General features: G+C 67.0%; 14 protein-coding genes and 1 tRNA gene. 9 read left to right on the top strand and 6 right to left on the bottom strand.

Annotation, left to right across the window (positions count from 1 at the left end; genetic code table 11):
- On the bottom strand, positions 1-801 hold the full coding sequence (locus TBU01S_RS10770) for an inositol monophosphatase family protein (RefSeq protein WP_068636649.1): 801 nt from the start codon (positions 799-801) through the stop codon (positions 1-3).
- Between the two features lie 85 nt (positions 802-886).
- Between TBU01S_RS10770 and TBU01S_RS10765 the strand changes: the two genes are divergently transcribed.
- The 5 genes from TBU01S_RS10765 (at position 887) to TBU01S_RS10745 (ending at position 5,764) form a co-directional block, all read left to right on the top strand.
- Positions 887-1,621 (top strand): RNA methyltransferase, encoded by a 735-nt coding sequence (locus TBU01S_RS10765; protein WP_068636648.1) that lies wholly within the window; start codon positions 887-889, stop codon positions 1,619-1,621.
- Positions 1,622-1,722: 101 nt separating this feature from the next.
- Positions 1,723-3,222, top strand: coding sequence for a glycolate oxidase subunit GlcD (glcD, locus tag TBU01S_RS10760; protein WP_068636647.1), 1,500 nt, complete (start codon positions 1,723-1,725; stop codon positions 3,220-3,222).
- Positions 3,222-4,289 carry a glycolate oxidase subunit GlcE gene (glcE, locus tag TBU01S_RS10755; protein WP_068636646.1) on the top strand — a complete coding sequence of 356 codons (1,068 nt, stop codon included), beginning with the start codon at positions 3,222-3,224 and terminating at the stop codon, positions 4,287-4,289. The genes glcD and glcE overlap by 1 nt, the downstream gene beginning before the upstream one ends.
- Before the next feature lie 12 nt (positions 4,290-4,301).
- Entirely contained in the window at positions 4,302-5,522 is a 1,221-nt protein-coding gene (gene glcF, locus TBU01S_RS10750) for a glycolate oxidase subunit GlcF (RefSeq protein WP_068636645.1), read from the top strand.
- A gap of 166 nt (positions 5,523-5,688) precedes the next feature.
- Positions 5,689-5,764 (top strand) — tRNA-Gly (locus TBU01S_RS10745).
- 429 nt (positions 5,765-6,193) lie between these two features.
- Here TBU01S_RS10745 and TBU01S_RS10740 read toward each other — a convergent pair.
- The gene (locus TBU01S_RS10740) at positions 6,194-7,180 is read right to left on the bottom strand and encodes an AraC family transcriptional regulator (RefSeq protein WP_157659125.1); all 987 of its coding nucleotides are present in this window, start codon (positions 7,178-7,180) and stop codon (positions 6,194-6,196) included.
- Between the two features lie 384 nt (positions 7,181-7,564).
- Between TBU01S_RS10740 and TBU01S_RS10735 the strand changes: the two genes are divergently transcribed.
- From TBU01S_RS10735 to TBU01S_RS10720, 4 genes are read left to right on the top strand one after another with little or no spacing between them, the layout of a single operon-like run.
- Positions 7,565-8,941 (top strand): MFS transporter, encoded by a 1,377-nt coding sequence (locus TBU01S_RS10735; RefSeq protein ID WP_157659124.1) that lies wholly within the window; start codon positions 7,565-7,567, stop codon positions 8,939-8,941.
- A complete protein-coding gene (locus tag TBU01S_RS10730) occupies positions 8,931-10,700 on the top strand; it encodes an ABC transporter ATP-binding protein (protein WP_068636642.1) in 1,770 nt (589 codons plus the stop codon). Before TBU01S_RS10735 ends, TBU01S_RS10730 begins: the two co-directional genes overlap by 11 nt.
- On the top strand, positions 10,697-12,484 hold the full coding sequence (locus tag TBU01S_RS10725) for an ABC transporter ATP-binding protein (protein WP_068636641.1): 1,788 nt from the start codon (positions 10,697-10,699) through the stop codon (positions 12,482-12,484). The genes TBU01S_RS10730 and TBU01S_RS10725 overlap by 4 nt, the downstream gene beginning before the upstream one ends.
- A gap of 36 nt (positions 12,485-12,520) precedes the next feature.
- Positions 12,521-14,632: a TonB-dependent receptor gene (locus TBU01S_RS10720; RefSeq protein WP_068636640.1), complete on the top strand. Its 2,112-nt coding sequence runs from the start codon at positions 12,521-12,523 to the stop codon at positions 14,630-14,632.
- Positions 14,633-14,743: 111 nt separating this feature from the next.
- Here the strand turns inward: TBU01S_RS10720 and acnA are convergent, their stop codons facing one another.
- The 4 genes from acnA to cydB form a co-directional block, all read right to left on the bottom strand.
- Positions 14,744-17,446, bottom strand: a complete 2,703-nt coding sequence (gene acnA / locus TBU01S_RS10715) for an aconitate hydratase AcnA (protein WP_068636639.1) — start codon at positions 17,444-17,446, stop codon at positions 14,744-14,746.
- Positions 17,447-17,789: 343 nt separating this feature from the next.
- Positions 17,790-18,086, bottom strand: coding sequence for a cyd operon YbgE family protein (locus tag TBU01S_RS10710; RefSeq protein ID WP_068636638.1), 297 nt, complete (start codon positions 18,084-18,086; stop codon positions 17,790-17,792).
- Positions 18,079-18,210: a cytochrome bd-I oxidase subunit CydX gene (gene cydX / locus TBU01S_RS23025; RefSeq protein WP_083953568.1), complete on the bottom strand. Its 132-nt coding sequence runs from the start codon at positions 18,208-18,210 to the stop codon at positions 18,079-18,081. Before cydX ends, TBU01S_RS10710 begins: the two co-directional genes overlap by 8 nt.
- 17 nt (positions 18,211-18,227) lie before the next feature.
- A complete protein-coding gene (gene cydB, locus TBU01S_RS10705) occupies positions 18,228-19,367 on the bottom strand; it encodes a cytochrome d ubiquinol oxidase subunit II (protein ID WP_068636637.1) in 1,140 nt (379 codons plus the stop codon).
- Between the last annotated feature and the right edge of the window lies 1 nt (position 19,368).

Genomic DNA, 19,368 nt, shown 5'->3' with positions numbered 1-19,368 from the left:
TCAGGCCTGCATGTTGGCCGGGCGGTAGGCCTGGATGACCGGCAGCAACTGGCCGAAGACCTTCGGCGTGCCGGCGACGACGTTGCCGGTGGTCATGAAGCCGGCTTCGCCCGACAGGTCGGACACCAGGCCGCCGGCTTCCTGGATCAGCAGCACGCCGGCCGCCATGTCCCACGGCGACAGGCCCATTTCCCAGAAGCCGTCGAGACGGCCGCAGGCGACGTAGGCCAGGTCGAGCGAGGCCGCACCGGGGCGGCGGATGCCGGCGGTCTTCTGCGTCAGTTCCTTGAACATCGCCAGATAGGCATCGACGTTGTCGAACTGGCGGAAGGGGAAGCCGGTGCCGATCAGCGCTTCGTTGAGGCGGGTGCGGCGCGACACGCGGATGCGGCGGTCGTTGAGGAAGGCGCCGCCGCCGCGCGAGGCGGTGAACATCTCGTTGGTGTTCGGATCGTAGATCACCGCATGTTCGAGCACGCCGTTCCTGGTCTGTGCGATCGACACCGCGTATTGCGGAAAACCATGGATGAAGTTGGTGGTGCCGTCGAGCGGATCGATGATCCAGTTGTACTCGCTCTCGGGGCCCGACTCGCCGGACTCCTCTGCTAGAATCCCGTGCCCCGGGAAGGCCTCGCGCAGCACGTCGATGATCGCCTGCTCGGCAGCGCGGTCGACTTCGGTGACGAAGTCGTTGGGCGTCTTGCTCTGCACCGTCAGCAGGTCGAGCTGCGTGGAAGCGCGGTTGATGACGGTCGCAGCGCGGCGGGCGGCCTTGACGGCGATGTTCAGGGTGGGATGCATGCGGGATCTCGGTTAAAGAGGCGGGGCTGTGCCGCGCTATCGTGCGCGCCGGCCCGGCGGAATTCGGAAAACGCGGAATTTTAATATGAATCGCCCCCTTGCGCTCGACCGTATCCGGGTCGTGCTGTCGCGTACCAGCCACCCCGGCAACATCGGCGCCGCCGCCCGCGCGATGAAGACGATGGGGCTGCGCCAGTTGTGGCTGGTGTCGCCGGCCGTCTTTCCCGACGAGGTCGCCACCGCGCGGGCGTCCGGCGCGGTCGATATCCTCGAGTCCGCCCGCGTGGTCGATACCCTGGAACAGGCGCTGGCCGACACCGTGTTCTCGGCGGCGCTGACCGCCCGCCGCCGCGAGCTGTCGCTGCCGCGCCTGCATGCGCGCGAGGCGGCGCAGGAAATCGTCGCCCGTACCATCGATGGCGAGGTCGCGCTGGTGTTCGGCAACGAAACCAGCGGCATGACCAACGAGGAAGTCGGCCTGTGCAGCCTGCCGGTGACGATCCCGACCGACGCCGAATTTTCCTCGCTGAACCTGGGCGCAGCCGTCCAGTTGCTGGCCTACGAGCTGCGCATGGCCGCGCTGCAGCCGCCGCCCCCGCAGGATCTGCAGGCCGAGCCGGCCACCCACGCCGACTTCGAAGGCTTCATGGCCCACCTCGAACATGCGGTGACGCTGAGCGGCTTTCACGACCCGAAGAATCCCAAGCGGCTGCTGCCGCGCATGCGGCGGATGTTCAACCGCATCCGGCTGGAGAAGGAAGAAGTCGCCATCCTGCGTGGCATGCTGACGACCTTCGAGACACCGAAGCGGCGCAACTGAAAGCCCGCTGAGCCGGGCCGCTGCCTGCAAGGAGGTCTTGGAGCGCGCGGCCGAAGGCCTTAGCATCTGTTGCCAACGAGGACAGGTGGACGGGCCCTGCAATGAACATTCTCTACGACGAGGCGATCGACGGCGCGCTCGACAAGGTCGATGTCGCCGATCTCTTTGCCGAGCTGCGCCGCAGCCTGCCGGATCTCCAGATTCTCCACAGCGAGGAAGACCGCCGCCCCTACGAGTGCGATGCCTTGTCGGCCTACCGCACGCTGCCGATGCTGGTGCTGCTGCCCGAGCGTGTCGAGCAGGTCGAAGCCATCCTGCGCATCTGCCATGCGCGCCGGGTGCCGGTGGTGCCACGCGGCGCGGGCACGGGCCTGTCGGGCGGGGCGCTGCCGCTGGAGCAGGGCGTGCTGCTGGTGATGGCGCGCTTCAACCGCATCCTCGAAGTCGATCCGCAAGGGCGCTTTGCCCGCGTGCAGCCGGGCGTGCGCAATCTGGCGATCTCGCAGGCCGCCGCGCCCTACGAGCTCTATTACGCGCCCGATCCCTCGTCGCAGATCGCCTGTTCGATCGGCGGCAACGTGGCGGAGAACGCGGGCGGCGTGCATTGCCTGAAGTACGGGCTGACCGTGCACAACGTCCTCAAGGTCGAGATTCTCACGATCGAGGGCGAGCGCCTGACGCTGGGCTCGGATGCGCTGGATTCACCCGGCTTCGATCTGCTGGCGCTGTTCATGGGCTCCGAAGGCATGCTCGGCATCGTCACCGAGATCACGGTCAAGCTGCTGCCGAAGCCGCGGGTGGCGCGCGTGCTGATGGCGAGCTTCGATTCGGTCGACAGCGCGGGCAGGGCGGTCGCCGACATCATCGGCGAAGGCATCATCCCGGGGGGCCTGGAGATGATGGACAAGCTCGCCATCCAGGCGGCCGAGGATTTCATCCATGCCGGCTACCCGGTCGAGGCCGAGGCGATCCTGCTGTGCGAGCTGGACGGCGTCGAGCTGGACGTCGCCGAGGACATCGAACGGGTACGCGCAGTGCTGAACAAGGCGGGCGCGACCGCGGTCAGCCTGGCGCGCGACGAAGCCGAGCGAGTGAGGTTCTGGGCCGGGCGCAAGAATGCCTTTCCCGCCGTCGGCCGCATGTCGCCGGACTACTACTGCATGGACGGCACGATTCCGCGCAAGCATCTGCCCAGGGTGCTGCGCGGTACGGCCGAGCTTTCCGAACGCTATGGCTTGCGTGTCGCCAACGTCTTCCATGCCGGCGACGGCAACATGCACCCGCTGATCCTGTTCGATGCCAACCAGCCGGGCGAGCTGGAAAGGGCCGAGGAACTCGGCGGCAAGATCCTTGAACTCTGCGTCGAGGTCGGCGGCACCATCACCGGCGAGCATGGCGTGGGACGCGAGAAGATCAACCAGATGTGCGTGCAGTTCAACGCCGACGAACTGACTTTCTTCCATGCGGTGAAGGCGGCTTTCGACGCCGAAGGCCTGCTGAACCCCGGCAAGAATATCCCCACGCTGCGCCGCTGTGCGGAGAACGGCGCGATGCGTGTGCATCAGGGACAGATGCCGTTTCCCGAACTGGAGCGTTTCTGATGAGCAGCGCAACACCGGATGCCGATCGCAGTGAGGAACTGCTGGCCCAGGTCTGCACGGCGCTTTCCACCGGCACGCCGCTGCTGATCCAGGGCGGTGGCACGAAGGCGTTCTACGGCGGGCAGGGCAGCGGCAGCTTGCTGGATACGCGAGGCCATCGCGGCATCGTCAACTATGAGCCGACCGAACTGGTCGTCACCGTCCGCGTCGGCACGCCGGTCGCCGAACTTGAGGCGGTGCTGGAAGGCGAAGGCCAGACGCTGGCTTTCGAACCGCCGCAGTTCGGCGGGCAGGCCACGGTGGGCGGCATGGTCGCGGCAGGGCTGTCCGGACCCCGGCGGCCGTGGGTCGGCGCGGTGCGCGACTTCGTGCTCGGCTGCCGTATCGTCACCGGGCACGGCAAGCATCTGCGCTTCGGCGGCGAGGTGATGAAGAACGTCGCCGGCTACGACGTTTCGCGCTTGATGGCGGGCAGCCTGGGCTGCCTCGGGCTGCTCACCGAAGTGTCGCTGAAAGTCCTGCCCAAACCGCGCAGCGCCTGTACGCTGCGCTTGGAGTTGGATGTGCCGGCCGCGCTTGACCGTTTCGCCGAATGGGGCCGGCAGCCCCTGCCGATCACCGCCGCCTGCCATGACGGCGAAGCGCTGATGCTGCGGCTGGAAGGGGGCGAGGGCTCGGTGAAGGCTGCGCGGGAAGCGCTTGGCGGCGAACAGGTCTCGCCGGCGTTCTGGACCGCGCTGCGCGAATTCCAGCTCGATTTCTTCGCCGATCCGGCGCCGCTGTGGCGGCTGTCGGTAGCCAATGACTGCCGTCCGGCCGTGCCCGCCGGCGCTCAATTGGTCGACTGGGGCGGTGCCCAGCGCTGGCTCAAGAGCGCCGCCGACAGCACGGAAATCCGTCGTGCGGCAGCGGCGGCGGGCGGGCATGCGAGCTGTTTCACGCCGGGTGCCTGCGACAGCCCGCTGCACCCGCTGCCGGCAGCGCTGATGCGCTACCACCGCCAGCTCAAGGCGCAGCTCGATCCGCAAGGCATTTTCAACCCCGGCCGCATGTACGCCGGGCTGTAACAGGCAGAGGCCATGCAAACCAAGCTGAGTGAAGCCGCGCGCCAGCTGCCCGGCGCCGAGACCGCCGAAAGCGTACTGCGCGCCTGCGTGCATTGCGGCTTCTGCAATGCCACCTGTCCGACCTATCAGTTGCTGGGAGACGAGCTCGACGGCCCGCGCGGGCGCATCTACCTGATGAAGCAGATGCTCGAAGGCGGCGAATTCAGCGCCAGCACCCGCATGCATCTGGACCGCTGCCTGAGCTGCCGCAACTGCGAGACGACTTGCCCCTCGGGCGTGCAGTACCACAAGCTGCTCGATGTCGGCCGCGCGGCCATCGAACTGTGGGCGCCGCGGCCGCTGGACGAAACCGCCCGGCGCACGCTGCTGCGCGGCACCCTGTCGCGGCCGACGGTATTCAAGACGCTTCTGGCGGCGGGCACGGCGCTACGGCCGCTGCTGCCCGAAACCCTGGCATCGAAACTCCCCCGGCGCAGACCTGCCGCCAGGCAGCGCCCGGCGCCACGCCACGCCCGCAGCGTGCTGATGCTGGAAGGCTGCGTGCAGCCCGGCCTGTCGCCCAACACCAACGCCGCTGCGGCCCGGGTGCTCGACCGCCTCGGCATCAGCGTCCGGCCGGTGAGCGAAGCCGGCTGCTGCGGCGCGCTCGATTTCCATCTCGATGCGCAGGAGGCCGGGCTGGAACGTGCCCGGCGAAACATCGATGCCTGGTGGCCGGCGATCGAGGCGGGCGCCGAGTCGATCGTGCAGACTGCCAGCGGCTGCGGTGCCTTCGTCAAGGAATACGGCTACATGCTGCGCGACGATCCGGCCTATGCCGCCAAGGCGGCGCGGGTCAGCGAACTGGCCAGGGATCTGGTCGAAGTGCTGCGCGCCGAACCGCTGGACAAACTCGGCGTGTCCGCCGGCAAGCGGCTCGCCTTCCACTGCCCCTGTACGCTGCAGCACGCGCAAAAACTCGGCTCTGCAGTCGAGGCCGTGCTGGCCGGCCTGGGCTTCGAACTGACGCCGGTGCCCGATGCCCACCTGTGCTGCGGCTCGGCAGGCACCTATTCGCTGACGCAGCCCGAGCTTTCGCGCCGCCTGCGCGACAACAAGCTGGATGCGCTGGAAAGCGGCAAGCCCGAACTGATCGCGACCGCCAACATCGGCTGCCAGACCCACCTGGACAGCGCCGGCCGCACACCGGTGCGGCACTGGATCGAAATCGTCGACGAGGCGCTCGGCGGCTGACGACGAGCCGGTGTTGCGCACGAGGGTGAAGCCCGGTATAGTTCGCCCCCGTCGAGCGCGGAACGGCGCGAGACGAAAGACGATCGGCTTGCTTCATCGGTGAAAGCCGGCGACTGCAAGGCGCGAATGGTTCTGGAAAACCCTCGCCGTACCGGATCGTCGAAATGCGGGAATAGCTCAGTTGGTAGAGCGCAACCTTGCCAAGGTTGAGGTCGCGAGTTCGAGACTCGTTTCCCGCTCCAGAATTTGATCTGCAGCGTTCCGAGGAATCCCGGTGGGTGCTGTAAGTCGTTGAAAAAAGGAGCTTCGGCTCCTTTTTTCGTTTCAGCGACCGCTGCCGGGTTCTACCTGCAGCCAGCGCTTTTTGGTCCATATTCGTGGCTAAAGAATGTGGTGCTACCGACTCCGGTTTCTTGCTGGGTTTGGATCGGGATGGAGAGCAACGTCGGGCCTGAGTCCAGGACTTGGGAGTTCGATGATGGCGCTCGCTGATCTGATCGTGCGGCAAGCCAAAGCCGCCAAAAAACCTACGAGAACCGGCTCACCGGTCACGGGATTCGCGGAACGATCCCGCTGCATGACAATGGCAGTATTTTGCCGATGACGGTGCGCATGGCAGCACCGCCGATGTTCTGAACTGCCGGCGGTGCGTGAAGGCGGGGAGGGGTGATCTAGTCCCTTGGCTGCTGGCCGCGTGCCCAGCGCTTGGGTGTGATGCCGATGGCGTTGCGGAACACCTTGCCGAAGTGGCTGACGTTGGCAAAGCCGACGGCCTGGGAGGTGTCGGCCACGGAGTGGCCGGTGGAGAGCAGGGTCAGGGCGGCATCGAGCCGGATCCGGGTCAGGCAGTCGTGTACGCTGTGGCCGTACAGTGTCTGGAAGCCGGCTTGCAGCCGCTTTTCATTGAGGCCCACGGCCCTGCACAGTGTCCGCACGCTCCAGGGCCTGGCATATTGCTGCTCGAGCAGGGTGCGGGCCTGAATGAGGCGCGAGCGATCGCTGGGGAGTGCGCGCGGGTGCCTCGAATCGAGATTGCGCTGTCTGTAGGTGCATTGGTCGAGTACCGCGGCAAGGGCTTCGCTGACCTTGGCGCACACGAAGGCTCGGCGCGCGAGGCGGTGCTGATGGCCGCAGCGGGTGATTTCGCCGGCGATGCGCTGCAGCGTCGTGAATGCGGGCATGGTGACCATGCAGGCATTGACATGCTCCATGCCGGCGCTGGATGCGCGCATGCAGCCGAGCACGTCGTCCATCTCCAGGCCGGTCAGGCCGAGCAGAGCTTGTTCGGTGAGGTTGATGTTGACCAGGTGGAAGTCGTCTGGTGAGGACAGCACGTCCCAGCCGCGGGCGCGTTCGCCCACGGCCATCAGCAGTACCTGGCCGGCGCCCATGGCGAGTTCGGCGCCATCCTGAACGCCGGCCTCCATATGACCATCGAGCAGGATGGCCAGGGTTACGGCAGGGTCGCCTTCGGCTTCGAAGGCCCAGCTACTGCCCGGGTGGCCATTCATGCAGCAGATGTTGATGCCTTCGGCCGGGCGTTCCAGCTGCATGGTGTGTCGCCAACTGTCGGGAACACCGTCCAACTGGCTGTCGATGATCCGGGCCGGATCATGCACGACGCGGCTGTGCACGCTCCTGATTAACGTGTCCGCCATCAAAAGTTCCTCGAAAAGACAGGTTCTGGCCGTAATCCGGCAGCAAACAGCCCCCATGCCAGCGATGACCGCCGACTTGGCGATGTGTCTCCTCGTTCGTCATGGCGTCGAAAATGATTCCCATCCGCATTTTATAACAGGAAGCCCGGGCAGTAGAGGCCATCCGGGCAGCAAAAATATTCCGTGAAACGCGAATTCTGGCCGTAATGCGGTGGAATGGCGCACGCATTCCGGCAATGATCGCTGCCTGCGTGTTGTGACCCCTTCGTGCGCCCAGGGTGGTAAATGATTCCCATCCGTATTGTGGTGATGCGGTGTCTGCACGCAGGCGTGTTCAGCCCGAGCGGCATGGGCTGATTTGCACGCCTACGCGTGGCGCTCGGGGTGGATTTTGTGCCTGACGAGCTTGCTTCTTCTGCCGATGACAGCACAAGCGTCGGCTTTCTACTTTCTGGTTTGCATGGAGCCGTCAGACAGATGTCCCCTGTGGTGTCCCACCGTGTCCCGACCTTGAAGTCATGGCAACTGCTCGCCGCGGTTGCCGGTGTCTACATCACCCAGACCATCGTCACCGCGTTGATCACCCAGGCGTTGCCGACGCTGCTGCGCAATGAAGGCGCGCCCTTGCAGGTGGCGGGCTTGAGTGCGCTGCTGTGGGCTCCTTGGGGCATTCGCTTCCTGTGGGCGCCGATCGTGGAGCGCTGGCGCCTGCCCGCAGGCCGCGTCGAGCGCCGCTCGCGCCTGCTGGTGCTGGCGGGGCAGTGGACGATGCTGCTGCTGCTGGTCGGGCTTGGCCTTGCCAGCCTGCTCGGGCGCTTGTCCTTGGGCGGGCATGCAAGCTGGATTCTGGCGGGGTTGGCGCTCGCTGCCTTGGTCGCAGCCACGGCGGACATCGCCTGCGACGGCTTCGTGGTGGATCAACTCTCCGAGAGCGGGCGCGGCTGGGGCAACGTCGCCCAGGTCGGTGGCAACTATGTCGGCGCGATGCTGGGTGCGGGCGGGTTTCTGCTGGTCGCGGGCCAATACGGCTGGCCTTGGGCATTGCTTGCGGCGGGTTCCGTGATCCTCGTGCTGACCGTACCGATGTTGCTGGTGCGCGAGCCGGAGCGTGACCGGAAGTTGGCCATCGAGCACCGTCCGAGTCTGATGCACGCCTTGCGCCGCCCGGAAGTGCGCGTCGGCCTGTTGATGCTGCTGTTGTCGAGTATCGGCGTGCGGCTGACGTTGGGCATGTTCGGGCCGTTCATGCTGGATCGAGGCATGGACATGGAGCAGCTTGGCTGGCTGTTCGGTTCTCTTCATATCGGTGCCGGCCTGAGCGGTGCCGTGCTGGGTGGTTTGCTGGTGCGCCTTGCGCCGGGTTGGCGTGCGGTATCGATCGCGGTGGCGCTGAAGGCTTGCGTTTTCCTGGCGTTGACGAGGGCTGCATTGCCGGAGTCGTCGACCGGGTTGAGCACGTTTGTCGTGCTGCTGGGCCTGCTCTTTGGCGTGATGGGCTGCCTGTGGGTGGCGCTGTATTCGGCGCTGATGGGGATGACTTCGCCGCTGCAGGCCGGCGTGGATTTCGCGATCTTCCAGAGTGCCGATGCGCTGCTGGCGGTGGCCGGCGGCATCGTGGGCGGCTGGCTGTCCCAGCACCTGGGCTACCACGTCTGCTTCGGCCTGGCGGCGGTGTCGACGGCGATCGCTGCGCTGGTGGTGTGGTGCCGGTCCCGAAAGGGGAACGGCCTGGCCGTAGCCGAGGTTGCGCATGCCCGCTAGTGCCGCCCAGCCCGTGCCCTCAGCCTGGGCCGTGATGCAGCCGGTGCAGGGCCGCATCCGTTTCGCGATGGCCTTGTCCGGCCTGAGCGCTGCGGCGGCGCTGGGGGCGCTGTGCGCGCTGGCCTGGTCGGTGCACGCGCTGTTGCAGTCGTCAGTGTCGTGGCCATGGCAGCCGTTGCTGCTGGCGGCGGGGCTGACGGCACTGGCTTTCGTGCTGCGGCTGACGGCCTTCAACCGTTCGCACCATGCGGCTTTCCATCTGGAGACCTTGCTGCGCAGCCGGCTGTCGGAGCATCTGGCGCACCTGCCGCTGGGCTACGTCCAGCAGACGGGTTCGGGCGCGCTCGCCAAGGTGATGATGGAAGACGTCAAGGCCTTGCACGTCTTCGTTGCCGACAGCACGCCGCTGTATGCCCGTGCCTACGTGTCGCCGCTGCTGACTTTCGCCCTGCTGCTGTGGCTGGACTGGTGGCTGGCGCTGGCGGCGACGGCCGTGCTGGGCCTCGGCGTGGCGGTGGTTTCGCTGGCCTTGCGCGGCAGCGCCGACATGATGCGCCGCTACAACGAGGCGGGCGAGAACGTCGGCAAGGCGGTGGTGGAATACGTGCAGGCGATGCCGGTGGTGCGGACCTTCGATACTGGCACGGCGACGTTCGGCCGCTACCAGCGGGCGCTGGAAACCTACCGCGACGTGGTGAAGTCCTGGTACCGGATGTCCGGTACGTCGTCGCGCCTGTCGCAGATCATCCTCAGTCCCCTGCCGACGCTGGTGGTGCTGGTATGGCTGGGCGCCTGGCTGACGAGCCGCGACGCGCTGGACGCCGCCACCTGGCTGGCGGTGCTGCTGGCCGGCACCGGCATGGCCGAGTCGCTGCTGCCGATGGTGTCGCTGCGGCATCTGGTGGGCAAGACGCAGATGAGCATCCATCGCATCCATGAAGTGCTGGCCGAACCCGTATTGCCGGTGCCGGCCGCGATACCGACGAAGATGCCGCGCGGCGCCAGCGTCCGTTTCGAGCAGGTGGACTTCCGCTACACGGCCGATGGCCCGCTGGTGCTGCAGGGCGTGAGCTTCGAGGCGCCACCCGGCAGCATCACCGCGCTGGTGGGGCCATCGGGCGCCGGCAAGACCACGGTGGCACGGCTGATTCCGCGTTTCTGGGACGTGAGCGCGGGTTGTATCCAGGTTGGCGGCGTGGATGTGCGCGAGCTGCAGCCGGCGGCGCTGATGCAGCAGGTGGCTTTCGTGTTCCAGGACACTTTCCTGTTTGCCGACACCATCGCCAACAACATTCGCCTGGGGCTGGCTGGCGCGACGATGGACGAGGTGATCGCCGCCGCCCGCGCTGCCCAGGCGCACGAGTTCATCACGGCCTTGCCGCAGGGCTATGACACGCCCGCTGGCGAGCGCGGGGTGTTCCTGTCCGGCGGGCAGCGCCAGCGCATCACCATCGCCCGCGCCATCCTGCAGAGCCGGCCGATCCTGGTGCTGGACGAGGCCACGGCCTTTGCCGACCCCGAGAACGAGGCGGCGCTGGTGGCCGCGCTGGCCAACCTGATGCGGGGCAAGACGGTGCTGATGGTGGCGCACCGGCTGTCGACGATCCGCGATGCGGACCAGATCCTGGTGTTCGATCAGGGCCGGCTGGTCGAGCGCGGGCGACATGAGGCATTGCTTGCCGAGCGCGGTGTGTACGAACGGCTGTGGTCGAATTACGAGCAGGCGCAAGGCTGGGCGCTGCGGGGAGCACAGGCATGAGCGCCACGCGGCCGCAGATCACGCCCTTGCGCGAGACCTGGCGCCAGTTGATGGCGAGTGCCCGCAGCCGCGCACCGCGCCTGCGGGCCAGCCTGATCGGCCTCGGCATTTCCGCCGCCTTGCAGGGCCTGGCGCTGGCCTGCCTGATACCGCTGTTCCAGGCGCTGATTCCCACCGCCCATCATCCCTCTGCCGATTGGCAGGCAGCCTTGCCCTGGCTGCTGCTCATGACCGGGCTGATGCTGGCCAGCATGTTGCTGTGCTGGCGGGCGCAGGGCTTCGACTACCGCGGCGACATGGTGGACAACACGCACGAGCTGCGCACCGAGCTGGGCGAGCAGTTGCGCCGCATCCCGCTGGAACAGGTTCAGGACAAGCGCGCCGGCGAGGTCAATGCCACGCTGCTGGGCAGCGTCGATGAGAACCTGAGCTATTTGCTGACCATCGCCAACATGATGGCGCATGCGCTGATCACCCCGGTGGTGGTGGCGCTGGCGGCGCTGTGCTTCGACTGGCGCATGGGACTGATCCTGCTGCTGGTGTTCCCGCTGCTGATCCCGCTCTACCGCTGGCGCCGGCCTGCTTTCGGCCGCGGCATGCGCATGCTGGCCGACGCCCAGCAGCGCACCAGCGCCGACATCCTGGAGTACGTGCAGGGGCTGCCGGTGCTGCGCGCGGCCTGCTGCGCCGGCATCCAGGCGGAAAGGCTGCAGGCGAGCTTCAAGCACCTGGAGACCATCCAGACCGTCGGCCAGCAGAAAGGCGCCAAGCCCAACCTGATCCTGGCCACGGTGATGGAAATGGCGGTGCTGCTGGTGGTCTTCACCGGCGCCTGGCTGGTCACGCAAGGCACGCTCGACGTCGCGATCCTGGCGGCGCTGATGGTGATCGTGGTGCGCTTCGGCGAGCCGCTGGCGACCTTCGTGCTGTACGCCAAGGTCATCGACCTGATCGAGGCGGCGCTGGACAAGATCAATGCGATGCTGCGCATCGAGCCGCTGCCGCAAATCCTGCCGGCGCAAGTGCCGCAATCCTTCGAGGTGGTTTTCGAAGGCGTGAGCTTCAGCCATGCCCAGGCGAGCAAGCCGACGCTGCAGGCGCTGGATGCCCGGCTGCCCGCCTGCAGCCTGACTGCGCTGGTGGGCCCCTCGGGCTCGGGCAAGACCACGCTGACGCGCTTGCTGATGCGCCATGCCGATCCGCAGGCCGGACGCATCACCATCGGCGGCGTGGACGTGCGCGCCATCGAACCCGAACGGCTCAACGCGCTGATCTCGGTGGTGTTCCAGGATGTGTACCTGTTCGACGACACCATCCTGGCCAACATCCGCATGGCCCGGCCCGAGGCAAGCGACGAGGAAGTGGGGGCTGCCGCCCGCGCAGCCCATTGCCACGACTTCATCAGCCGCCTGCCCGAAGGCTACGCGACCCGCGTCGGCGACATCGGCGGCCGGCTGTCGGGCGGCGAGCGCCAGCGCATCAGCATTGCCCGGGCGATGCTCAAGGACGCACCGATCGTCATCCTCGACGAGCCCACCGCGGCACTCGACACCGAGAGCGAAGTCGCCGTGCAAGGTGCGATCGACGCCCTGGTGCGCGACCGCACGGTGATCGTCGTCGCCCACCGCCTGTCGACCATCGCCGCCGCCGACCAGATTCTGGTGATCGACGGTGGGCGGGTGGTCGAGGCGGGCCGTCACGGCGAGCTGCTCGCCGACAACGGTCGCTACGCCCGCATGTGGCAGGCGCAGCAGAGCGCGAAGAACTGGCACGCCGGACGCTGAACCGCTACGGAATTTCAACTGGCAGGAGATGGAACCATGACCCGCTTCACTTTCAGATCGAGATTGCGCCTGCTCGGCCTCGCGCTCGCGTCCGCCCATGCCGCGGCCTGGACCGGCACCGTTCATGCGCAGCAGGGGGAGGGCGAGACCCAGGCGCTGGCCCCGGTGGTGGTATCCGCCAGCAAGCGTGGCGAAACCCTGGAGCAGCTCAATGGCGCGGCCAGCATCGTCGACCGGCTGGAGCTGGACGATGCGCAGATTTCGTCGACGCTGGAGCTGCACCGGGCCTTCCCCGAGCTGTACATGGCGCACAGCGCGGCCTTCCTGTTCCCGATCATCACGATTCGCGGCGTCACCTCGGCCCAGGATTTCTACAATCCGGCGCTGACCGTCTACGTGGACGGCGTGCCGCAACTGCCAATCGTGGCTGCGCAGTCTCTGCTCGGCGTGCAGCAGGTGGAGCTGCTGAAAGGCCCGCAAGGCACGCTGTACGGCAAGAGCGCGCAGGGTGGCGTGCTCAACATCGTCTCGCACAAGCCGGACGGCACGCCGCAGTTCGTCGCACGCGCTGGCGTGTCCAGCCGCGACGGCTACCAGTTGCAGGCCGAGGGCGCCGGGCCGCTGATCCAGGATCTGCTGTACGGCTCGGTGTCCCTGCTCGCCAACGACGTCAACGGCGACGTGCGCAGCGACGTGATCGGCAGTGAGGAACTCGGCGGTGTGCGTTCGCGCGCCGGCAACGTCAAGCTGCGCCTGGCGCCGACCGGCAGCCCCTGGGAGCTGGGCCTGTCGGCCGGACGTGATTGCGCGACCGGCGACCAGGACGTCTACACTTTGTTCGACGACTACACGTCCCGCCGCGCCCATGTGCTGCCGAACCTGCCGGAAACCTGGCAGGACTATCATCAGCGCCGTTGCGCCAACAGTATTGCAGCCAGCGGCCAATACGATTTCGACGTCTGGCGGCTGAGCGCCGTTGCCAGCACCCAGCGGGTCCACATCACCCGCCGCTTCCCGCTCGATGCCTACTTCCCGCAGTTCTCCGAGCACTGGAAGCAGAACACTCAGGAAGTGCGCCTGTCGACGCGCAGTGCCGAGCAGGGCGGCTTGCCTTCACGTGCCTGGGACGCGGTGTTCGGCCTGTACCGGCAGGAAGTGGAGATGTCCCGGGGCTACCAGTTCGACATGGTGCTGCCCGGCCTCTTTCGGATAATGGACTCCGCGTCCGACAACCGCAGTGAATCGCTGGCGGCGTACGGCGACGTGACATGGCATCTGACGCCCAGGGCCGATCTCACCACCGGCCTGCGTTTCACCCGCGACGAGGCGAAAACGACTTTCCGCGGCGACATGATGGGCAGCGCCTTCCAGGGCAGGGCTTCTTCGAACCAGAACACCTGGCTCGGCCATGTCGCCGCCGGCTACCAATTCACGCCGCAGTGGCGCGGCTACGTCAACGTCGCCCAGGGTTACAAGCCGCTTGGCTACAACCTCGCGCCGTCGAGCGTGGATGACGCCTACGGCTATGGGCGCGAACGCTCGATCAGCTACGAGGCCGGCCTGCGCTATTCCGGCGATGCGGTGCGCGCCAGCGTCGCGGTGTATCGCGTGGACACCAAGGACGTTCAGCTCTACGGCGACGGCGACATGGGCAACCAGACACTGCGCAACGTCGGCGACACGCGCTCGGCCGGCATCGAGTTCAACGCCGAATGGGACCTCACCCGGCAATGGACGCTGAGCGCGGGCGGCTTCGTCAACGATGCCACCTTCCGCCGCTTCGAGGACTCCAGCGCCTGCACCGGCTGCAAGGACAACGACGTGCCGATGGTGCCCAGCCATGGCCTGACCCTGGCGGCCAGGGGCAAGGTCACGATCGGCGACAAGCTGTTGCGGCCTCAGCTGTCGGTGCGCCGCACCGGTTCGCACTACTTCGACAGCAGCAACACGCTGCGCCAGGATGCCTACACCGTGGTCGATGCAGCCGTGGCCTGGAGCCCGGTGCGCAACTGGGACTTCACGGTCTATGCACACAACCTGAGCGACGAGGACTACCGCACCTACGGTTTCTCCTACGGCGCGACCGGCAACTTCGCGCAGGTGGCGCCGGGCAGGACGCTGGGGGTGACGGCGACCTATGCCTATTGATCCGGGTGCAGCCATGCGCGGCGAAACCGCTCCGGTCCTCGAGCCCTCATCCACGGCCTTCGGCCTGAACCGCTGATGGCGGCCTGCATGGCCCGCACCTCGGCGGGGCCTTCATGAGGCGAGCTGCCGCAGCACGTAATGCAGGATGCCGCCGTTGCTGAAGTAATCCAGCTCGTCGAGCGTGTCGATGCGCACGATGAGGGGGACGTTCTTCACCGTGCCATCTGCGAAAGTGATCTCGGCATCGAGTGTCTGGCGAGGCTGGAGCGCACCGCCGAGGCCGTGGATGCTCACCCGCTCGTCGCCTTTGAGGCCGAGTGTCTGCCATGACGTGCCTTCCTCGAACACGAGCGGGACGACGCCCATGCCGACCAAGTTGGAGCGGTGGATGCGCTCGAAGCTCTGCGCGATCACGGCACGGATGCCGAGCAGTTTGCTGCCCTTGGCCGCCCAGTCGCGCGAAGACCCCGTGCCGTATTCACGGCCGGCGAACACCACCAGCGGCACGCCTTCGGCCTCGTAGCGTTCGGCGGCATCGTGGATCGCCAGCCTTTCTCCCGAGGGGTGATGCACGGTCCAGCCGCCTTCGACGACATTGCCGGCCTCGTCGCGCACCATCTGGTTCTTCAGGCGGATATTGGCGAAGGTGCCGCGCACCATGACTTCGTGGTTGCCGCGGCGGGTGCCGTACTGGTTGAAGTCCGGCGGACTCACGCCGTGGTCGCGCAGGTAGCGGCCGGCGGGGCTCGTCTCCTTGATCGAGCCCGCGGGCGAAATATGGTCGGTGGTGATCGAATCGAGGAAGAGACCGAGGATGCGGGCGCCAACGATGTCCTGGATCGGCTCCGGCGTCCTGGTGATGCCGTCGAAATACGGAGGATTGCGCACGTAGGTGGACGAGGCGTCCCACTGGTAGGTGAGCCCGCCGGAGACGGTGATGCCTTTCCAGTTGTCGTCGCCCGTGAACACGTCCGCGTAGCGGCGACGGAACAAGGCTTCGGAGATGTTCTGGTCGATGAATGCCTGGATTTCCCGCGAGGACGGCCAGATGTCCTTCAGGTACACCGGCTGGCCGTCGAAGCCCGTGCCGAGCGGCTCGGTGGTGAGATCGATCTGCATCGACCCAGCGAGCGCATAGGCCACCACGAGCGGCGGAGAAGCGAGGTAGTTGGCGCGCACGTCAGGATTGATGCGGCCCTCGAAGTTGCGGTTGCCCGACAGCACGGCAGCCGCGACGATGCCGTTGTCGTTGATCGCACGCGAGATTTCCGCGGCGAGCGGGCCGGAGTTGCCGATGCACGTCGTACACCCGAAGGCGACGCTGTTGAAACCGAGCGCATCGAGGCTCTTCTGCAGGCCGGATTTCTCCAGGTATTCGCCGGCGACCTGCGATCCGGGGGCGAGCGAGGTCTTCACCCACGGCTTCACCTTCAGGCCCTTGGCCACCGCGTTACGGGCCAGCAGCCCGGCGCCGATCATCACGCTGGGGTTCGAGGTGTTGGTGCAGGAGGTGATGGCGGCGATCACCACGTCGCCGTGGCCGAGATCGAAGGGCTTGCCCTCGACCTCGTAGCGCGCGGCGATGTCGGCGGCCCTCTTGAACTCGGTTTCCATCGCGTCCGCGAAGCCCTGCCTGGCGGCCGAGAGCAGGATGCGATCCTGCGGACGCTTGGGGCCGGCCAGAGACGGCAGCACGTCGCCGAGGTCGAGCGAGAGCGTGTCGGTGAATTCCGGGTCGGGCGTCTCGGCCGTGCGGAAGATGCCCTGCGCCTTGGCATAGGCCTCGACCAGCGCCACGCGCTCCTCGGCGCGGCCGGTCTTGCGCAGGTAGCGCAGCGTCTCTTCGTCGATGGGGAAGAAGCCGCAGGTCGCGCCGTATTCGGGCGCCATGTTGCCGATGGTGGCGCGGTCCTCGATGCTCAGCGCGTCGAGCCCCGGGCCGTAGAACTCCACGAACTTGCCGACCACGCCCTTGTTGCGCAGCATCTGGGTCACGGTCAGCACCAGGTCGGTGGCCGTCACGCCTTCCATCAGCCGGCCGGAGAGCTTGAAGCCAATGACTTCGGGTATCAGCATGGACAGCGGCTGGCCGAGCATGGCCGCTTCCGCCTCGATGCCGCCAACGCCCCAGCCCAGCACGGAAAGGCCATTGACCATGGTGGTGTGCGAATCGGTGCCGACCAGCGAATCGGGATAGGCGACGGTTTCGCCGCCCTCGCTGCGGGTCCACACCGTCTGCGACAGGTACTCCAGGTTCACCTGGTGGCAGATGCCGGTGCCGGGCGGAACGACGCGGAAGTTGTCGAATGCGTCCTGGCCCCAGCGCAGGAAGCGGTAGCGCTCGCCGTTGCGCTGGTATTCCTTTTCCACGTTGTGACGGTAGGCAAGCGAGGTGCCGAATTCATCGACGATCACCGAGTGATCGATGACCAGATCGACGGGCACCTGCGGGTTGATCTTCTTCGGGTCGCCCCCGAGCAGACCGATGGCGTCGCGCATGGCAGCCAGATCGACGACGGCAGGCACGCCGGTGAAGTCCTGCATGAGCACGCGGGCAGGGCGGAAGGCGATTTCCTTCTCCAGCCGCCCCTTGTCGTTCAGCCAATCGGCCACGGCGAGGATGTCGGCGCGCCGCACGGTGCGCCCGTCCTCGAAGCGCAGCAGGTTTTCGAGCAGGACACGCATCGAGAACGGCAGGTGCGATGCGCCTGCAAGACCGTTCCTTTCCGCTGCCGGAATCGAGAAGTAGGTATAGGACTGGTCGCCGACCTGGAGGCGGCTGCGGGATCGGAAGCTATCGTGGGCGCTCGTCATGGCGTGATCCTTTCGGGGATATGGCATGTTGTGGACGCAGCGGCTCTGGCGCTTGACCAGCGGCGACCACGGCCATCGTGGTGGCCGATACGACCCTGAGTGCCAGCAGCCTCTGGTTGTTCGAGCGTCCGGTCCGCCAGCATGTTCCTGGCGTCCGAGCATGATGCAAAAGGTCAGGCGTCGGACTGATCGGTGACGAAGGACTCGCGCGAGGCACCGACCACCCGGGCGTGGTGGCGGCGCTCGTCGGCCACCGTGGTGACCATGCGCCCCTGCAACCATGTGCGGCGGCGCGCGCATCCTCGATCACGCGGAAATGCATCGTCCTGCATCCCACGCCGTGCTATCGCCACAGCCAGGCCATGCGCGCAAGGGCCAGCCCGAGCGCCACGATGCAGGCGCCGCCGGAGAACAGCAGGCGGAAAGCCAGCCGGCGCGGCCGGAAGCCGACGCCGGCGACGTAGCCGGCGCTCATCGCCCAGAAGGCCGCGACGGCCGCCCAGTGGTCGGCGCCGCCGCCGGGGCCGGCGAGTGCGTGCGGATAGACGGTGATGCCCAGCGTGATCGCCAGGGCCAGGGCAAGGGCGAGCGGCTTGCTGCGGCCAGGCGCCGCCGGCGTCGCGGCCACCTGCTCAGGCATCGTCGCCGCCGCGTTGTGTCTGCAGGCTGTTCCGGCGTCCATCTTCGTTCTCCATCCACAACACGTTCAGAATCGCCAGCAGCACGGCGAAGCCGATGCCCAGCATCCAGGCGAAGTACCACATGAACGGTTCTCCTTTTTTCAGTAGGCCGAATGTTCGTTTTCGCGCACGTAGGCGGCGGTGACCTTGCCGGCCATCACCTTGTAGGCCCAACTGGTGTAGGCGACGATGAGGGGCATGAAGATCAGCGTGGCCCAGAACATGATGGTCAGCGTGAGGTGGCTGGAGACCGCGTCCCACACCGTGAGGCTGGCGTCCGGCGCGCTGATCGAAGGCATCACGAAGGGGAACATCGATACCCCGGCGGTGCCGATCACGCCGACGATGCCCAGCGACGAGGCCACGAAGGCCGCCAGCGTGCGCCCGCGCCAGGCCAGCCACAGCGCCGCGGCCACGCCCAGGTAGGCCAGCGCCGGCACCAGCAGCGTGGCCGGCATGGCGCGGTAGTTGGCCATCCACGCGCCGGCCTCGCGCACTACTTCCTTGGCCTGCGGGTTGGGCAGGGCAGAGGGGTCGATCGCACTGGCGATGACGTAGCCCGGAATCGCCTGCACCCAGATGCCCGCCGCGGTGAAGCCGGCCAGCAGCACCAGGCCGGCGCCCAGCATGGCCTTGCGGGTGCGCTCGTACACCTCGCCCTCGGTACGGTGCATCAGGTACACCGCGCCCTGCAGCGTGATCATGGCGCTGGACACCACGCCGCACAGCAGCGCGAAGGGGTTGAGCAAGCCCCAGAAGCTGCCGGTGTAGTACGGCACCAGGGTGTCGTCGAAATGGAAGGGCACGCCTTGCAGCAGGTTGCCGAAGGCCACGCCGAAGATCAGCGGCGGCACGAAGCCGCCCACGAACAGGCCCCAGTCCCAGGTGCTGCGCCAAACGGGATGATGGATCTTGCTGCGGTAGTCGAAACCCACCGGGCGGAAGAACAGCGCCCACAGCACCGCCAGCATGGCCCAGTAGAAGCCGGAGAAGGCGGTCGCATAGACGATGGGCCAGGCGGCGAAGATCGCCCCGCCGCCAGTGATGAACCACACCTGGTTGCCGTCCCAGTGCGGCCCTACGGTGTTGATCACCACACGGCGCTCGGTGTCGTCCTTGCCGACGAAGGGCAGCAGCGTGCCCACGCCCATGTCGTGGCCGTCCATGATGGCGAAGCCGACGAGCAGCACGCCCACCAGCAGCCACCAGACGAGTTTGAGGGTCGGGTAGTCGAGAATCATG

The organism is Thauera butanivorans NBRC 103042, assembly GCF_001591165.1.
Lineage (GTDB): Bacteria > Pseudomonadota > Gammaproteobacteria > Burkholderiales > Rhodocyclaceae > Thauera > Thauera butanivorans.
This window is presented reverse-complemented; position numbering and strand designations above follow the sequence as displayed.